We start from the raw sequence: 4,923 nt of genomic DNA, 5'->3' as shown, positions 1-4,923 counted from the left end.
ATTTAAAAAAGATGACCCCTGTTCAATACAGAGATCATCTTCTTAAAACTGCCTAGGCTTTTTTTAAAATGTCCTTTACAAAGGGTACATTTTAAGCGCTGAAGGTTCTTTTTTGTCGACCTATGGTCAAAATTTCCGTGGAAATAGTCGAAAAATGCCGTTGACTTCCTTTATTCTCTCTTTTACGATGATGATACGAATGATAAAAGGGAATGGAGAAAAGGGTATGGCAAAACTATTGATTGATAAAGTGCTGAATAACAATGTTATAATCGCTAAACACCCTTCCTATGATGAAGTTGTTTTAATTGGAAAAGGCATAGGATTCAATCGGAAAAAGGGAGATTTTATTGAAACGGATACAGTTGAAAAACTTTTTGTTTTAAAGAATGAAAAGGAACAAGAAAGTTATATCAAACTGCTCCCTTTTATCGATAGTGAATTTCTTGAAGTAATTATTTCTGCCATAGACCTGATCAAGCAAAGAACAAATTCACAGCTCAATGAACATATCCATGTTGCCTTAACGGACCATTTAATGTTTGCGATTACAAGAGCATCGCAGGGAATGGAAATGTCTAACCCGTTTCTAGTGGAAACAAAAGCATTGTATCGGCATGAATACGAGGTAGCGGCAGAAGTCGTCCGGTTTATTCGGGAGAAGACGGGAATAAACCTCCCGGATGGTGAGATTGGATTTATTGCGCTTCATATTCATAGCGCGATTACAAATAAAAACCTATCCGATGTAAATCGGCATTCCCAGCTTATTAGCCGGCTGGTTGAAATGGTGGAAGAACAGCTTGACATTGAAATTGATAAAGAAAGCATCGATTATATGCGTCTGGTGCGTCACCTCCGCTTTGCAATAGAAAGGGTGCAGAAAGGGGAACGGGTAGAGGAACCAGAAAAAATTGCTTCCCTATTGAAAGAAGAATATCCTGTGTGCTATAATCTTTCATGGAAGCTCATTAAGGTAATGCAGCAAACATTAAAGATGAAGGTTTTTGATGCAGAAGCGGTTTATTTAACCATGCATTTGCAAAGGCTTCAAAAGAAAATTAAATAGCTATTATTTTTTACGTGTTACTGATTCGATCAGGCATGAGTGAAAAGTATTAATTGAAGTGAAGTGTAAGGGGTATTCTATACCCATACCTTTATTCAATTTACTTTTACTCATGCCTTTTTTTGTTGTTTTTATGTCATAAATGAAAACGCTTAATGAGCTAAAAAAATATTGGGGGTCATACGTATGTTTAAGAATGCCTTTGGCGTCTTGCAAAAAGTCGGGAAAGCATTAATGCTGCCGGTTGCAATCTTGCCGGCTGCGGGGATTTTACTTGCGGTAGGTAATGCTCTTCAAAACCCAATCTTATTGGATCTTGCGCCATTTTTGGACAACCATGGTATAGCGATGGTTGCAAAAATTATGGAACAAGCGGGCAGCGTTATTTTTGGTAACCTTGCACTGTTATTTGCAGTCGGGGTAGCGATTGGATTAGCTGGAGGAGACGGAGTTGCGGGTCTTGCGGCAATTGTTGGTTTCCTTATCATGAATGCAACGATGGGCACAGCACTAGGAATTGATGCAGATGCATTAACGAAACATCCGCAAAGCTATGCATCTGTATTGGGGATTCCAACCCTGCAAACCGGTGTATTTGGCGGGATTATTGTCGGTATCATTTCAGCTACAATGTACAATAAGTTCTTTGAAATTGAACTGCCATCCTATTTAGGCTTCTTTGCCGGTAAGCGATTTGTACCAATTGTAACAGCAGCAAGCTCAGTCATTTTAGGATTAATTATGATTGTTATTTGGCCGCCGATTCAATCTGGCTTAAATGCATTCTCAACAAACATGGTAGATGCGAATTTAACGCTTTCAGCCTTTGTCTTCGGGGTAATTGAACGTTCTCTTATTCCGTTTGGGTTGCATCATATTTTCTATGCGCCATTCTGGTTTGAATTTGGAAGCTATACGAATAAAGCGGGTCAAATCATTCATGGTGACCAGCATATTTTCATGGAGCAAATTAAAGATGGTGTAAAACACTTAACTGCCGGTACATTCACAACTGGTAAATATCCATTTATGATGTTCGGTCTTCCTGCTGCAGCATTAGCGATTTATCATGAAGCGAAGCCAGAAAAGAAAGCCATTGTCGGTGGTCTTATGTTTTCTGCTGGTTTAACATCATTTTTAACAGGTATTACAGAACCGATTGAATTCTCATTCTTGTTTGTTGCGCCAGTACTATTCGGTATTCATGCCATTTTTGCTGGATTATCCTTTATGACCATGCATCTTTTAAATGTAAAAATCGGAATGACCTTCTCGGGTGGTTTGATTGACTACATTTTATTTGGGCTTATTAACCCGCAGACGCATGCTTGGATTGTAATTCCAGTAGGTCTTGTTTTTGCCGTTATTTATTACTTCGGATTCCGTTTTGCAATCCGTAAATTTGACCTTAAAACTCCTGGTCGTGAATTAGAGGAAGAAGAGAACGAAGCTCCGACAGGTAAAGCCGGATCAGGCGATCTTGCTGCAAATATTTTGGATGCAATGGGCGGACAGAAAAACATTGCTCATTTAGATGCATGTATTACTCGGCTTCGTGTATCAGTTAATGATATTAAAGAAGTAGATAAAAAACAGTTGAAAAAATTAGGTGCTGCAGGTGTTCTTGAGGTAGGTAATAACATCCAAGCAATCTTTGGACCTCGTTCTGAAACGATTAAAGGACAAATGAAAGATATTATGGAAGGAAAACGCCCAAGAGCTGCAGCTGCTCCAAAACAACCTACTCTTCAGGCTGTCCCAACTGGGAATGCTGGTAAAGATGATTTTGTTACTCCGTTAAAAGGAGAAATTAAACCAATCACAGAAGTTCCAGACCAAGTTTTCGCTGGAAAAATGATGGGTGACGGTTTTGCGATTGTTCCTTCAGAGGGTACGGTTGTATCACCTGTTGATGGAAAAATCGTCAATCTGTTCCCAACGAAACATGCAATTGGAATCTTATCTGATAACGGCCGTGAAATCCTTATTCATGTGGGCATCGACACCGTTAATTTAAAGGGTCAAGGGTTTGAAACATTAGTAGCTGAAAATGACCGTGTTGTAAAAGGCCAGCCGTTATTAAAAGTTGATTTGGATTATGTAAAAGCAAACGCAACATCCACGATTACGCCAATTGTTTTCACCAATTTAGCTGAAGGTGAAAAAGTCGTACTTGAAAAACAAGGTCAGGTAGATTTGAAACAAGAGGGTATCGTTAAAATTACAAAATAAATAGAAAACGGAGATCGATCTTTTAACAAAGATCGGTCTTTTTGTTTAGTTTGTTTTTACAATTTTGAAATAGCCAAGCCTAAACGTATAATGATTTCTAAAGGGTCAGTTAACTGGAAAGGTGGCTATCTTGTGAAAATCAAAAAACCATTCAAATTGATCTTCGGTATTTCCGTCTGTTTTGTGATGATTACGATTGCAGCATTTAATGTATATGGAAACGAGGAATTGGGATTGCAAGGAAATACCAGGCACAGGCTAGCAGTATTTATGGATAGAAAGGCTTTGGACAGCCGCTTTAATGGTGTCATACTTGTTGCTAAAGATGGAAAAACTTTATTTGAAAAAGGTTATGGATTTGCCAATAAAGAGGAGTACCTTCCAAATCAACTAGATACCCAGTTTAGGATTGCTTCATTAACAAAATCCTTTACAGCAATATCCATTCTGCAACTTGAAAGTCAAGGGAAATTGAAAACCTCTGATCCTATTTCAAAATATATTAATCATTATCCTGATGGTAATAAGATAACCATTCATCATTTGCTAACACATAGTTCAGGGCTAGCAGACCATTTTAAACTGACAGATACTACAAAGCCTATCACGCTGAAATCATTTATTGATCTAATGAAGAAACAAGCTTTAACCTTTAGTCCTGGAACGAACTATAAATATTCAAATACGGGCTATATGATGCTTGCGTACATTATTGAAAAAGTTTCTGGAATAAGCTACGAGCATTATTTTCAGAAACATATCTTCCAGCCTGCCGGCATGACTCACACTTTTTTTAGAAAAGCAGATGCAAAATTATTTGCTGTCGGGTATAGGAATATGAAGAAAGTGGCCGAGGCAGATGATGAGAGCCAGCTTGCAGGAGCCGGCGATCTTATCTCTACTGCAGGAGATTTGTTAAAGTACAATAATGCCCTTCATAATTTCGAGCTACTTTCCCCGGTAGCAGTTAAAAAAATGGAGACTGGTTATATCGACACATCTAAATGGGGCGTTTTTAAATATGGCTACGGCTGGAAAATAGCAAATAACTTTATTAGTTTTGGAAAACCGATGATTGAGCATAATGGCAGCTTGCCTGGATTTAAGTCTGAAATAGTTGATTTTGTGAAGGACCGGGTTACTGTGATTATTCTTTCTAATAATAGTAGTACCTGGAATTCAGGAGCACTGGCACGTGAATTGGCTTCATTATGCTTAGGGACAAAATTTTGGTTTTACCAAAATTACTTTTAATATGGATTCGTGGAAAACTGGTTTAAAAAAGTGAAAAATAGTGTTGACGTGAATATAGAAAGGGTGGTAATATATTTAAGCAGTCGTTAATGGCGTGTTAACAACATTATGATAATAAAAACATCAAAATAAATGTTGACAAATTATTGACGAGGTGATATTATAATAAAGTTGCTTCTGAAAGAGATTTTAGAAGAAGCTAACGAAGACTGTTCTTTGAAAACTAAACAAACAAAAACGTCAACAAACAATAATATTCGTTTCTTTGGAAACGAAGCCAACGTAAAATTCGAGCTACATCAACTTTCTTGGAGAGTTTGATCCTGGCTCAGGACGAACGCTGGCGGCGTGCCTAATACATGCAAGTC

Annotated in this window: 3 protein-coding genes and 1 rRNA gene; all 4 read left to right on the top strand. The window is 37.9% G+C overall.

Annotation, left to right across the window (positions count from 1 at the left end; translation table 11 throughout):
* The first annotated feature begins 226 nt into the window (after nt 1-226).
* Complete coding sequence (gene glcT, locus J2Y67_RS27485; protein ID WP_310179356.1) at nt 227-1,069, top strand: glucose PTS transporter transcription antiterminator GlcT; 843 nt, start codon at nt 227-229, stop codon at nt 1,067-1,069.
* Nucleotides 1,070-1,255: 186 nt separating this feature from the next.
* Nucleotides 1,256-3,301, top strand: a complete 2,046-nt coding sequence (ptsG, locus tag J2Y67_RS27480) for a glucose-specific PTS transporter subunit IIBC (protein WP_310179354.1) — start codon at nt 1,256-1,258, stop codon at nt 3,299-3,301.
* A gap of 132 nt (nt 3,302-3,433) precedes the next feature.
* Complete coding sequence (locus J2Y67_RS27475) at nt 3,434-4,555, top strand: serine hydrolase domain-containing protein (protein ID WP_310179352.1); 1,122 nt, start codon at nt 3,434-3,436, stop codon at nt 4,553-4,555.
* 305 nt (nt 4,556-4,860) lie between these two features.
* A 16S ribosomal RNA gene (locus J2Y67_RS27470) occupies nt 4,861-4,923 on the top strand; the annotation flags it as partial.

The sequence above is a fragment of the Neobacillus niacini genome (assembly GCF_031456445.1).
GTDB lineage: Bacteria > Bacillota > Bacilli > Bacillales > Cytobacillaceae > Neobacillus > Neobacillus niacini_I.
The sequence above is the reverse complement of the archived record's forward strand: the minus strand, read 5'-3'. Positions and strand labels throughout refer to the sequence as shown.

Coding starts and splice junctions, on each gene's coding strand:
- glcT (WP_310179356.1), top strand. CDS start 227: ATGGCAAAACTATTGATTGATAAAGTGCTGAATAACAATGTTATAATC.
- ptsG (WP_310179354.1), top strand. CDS start 1,256: ATGTTTAAGAATGCCTTTGGCGTCTTGCAAAAAGTCGGGAAAGCATTA.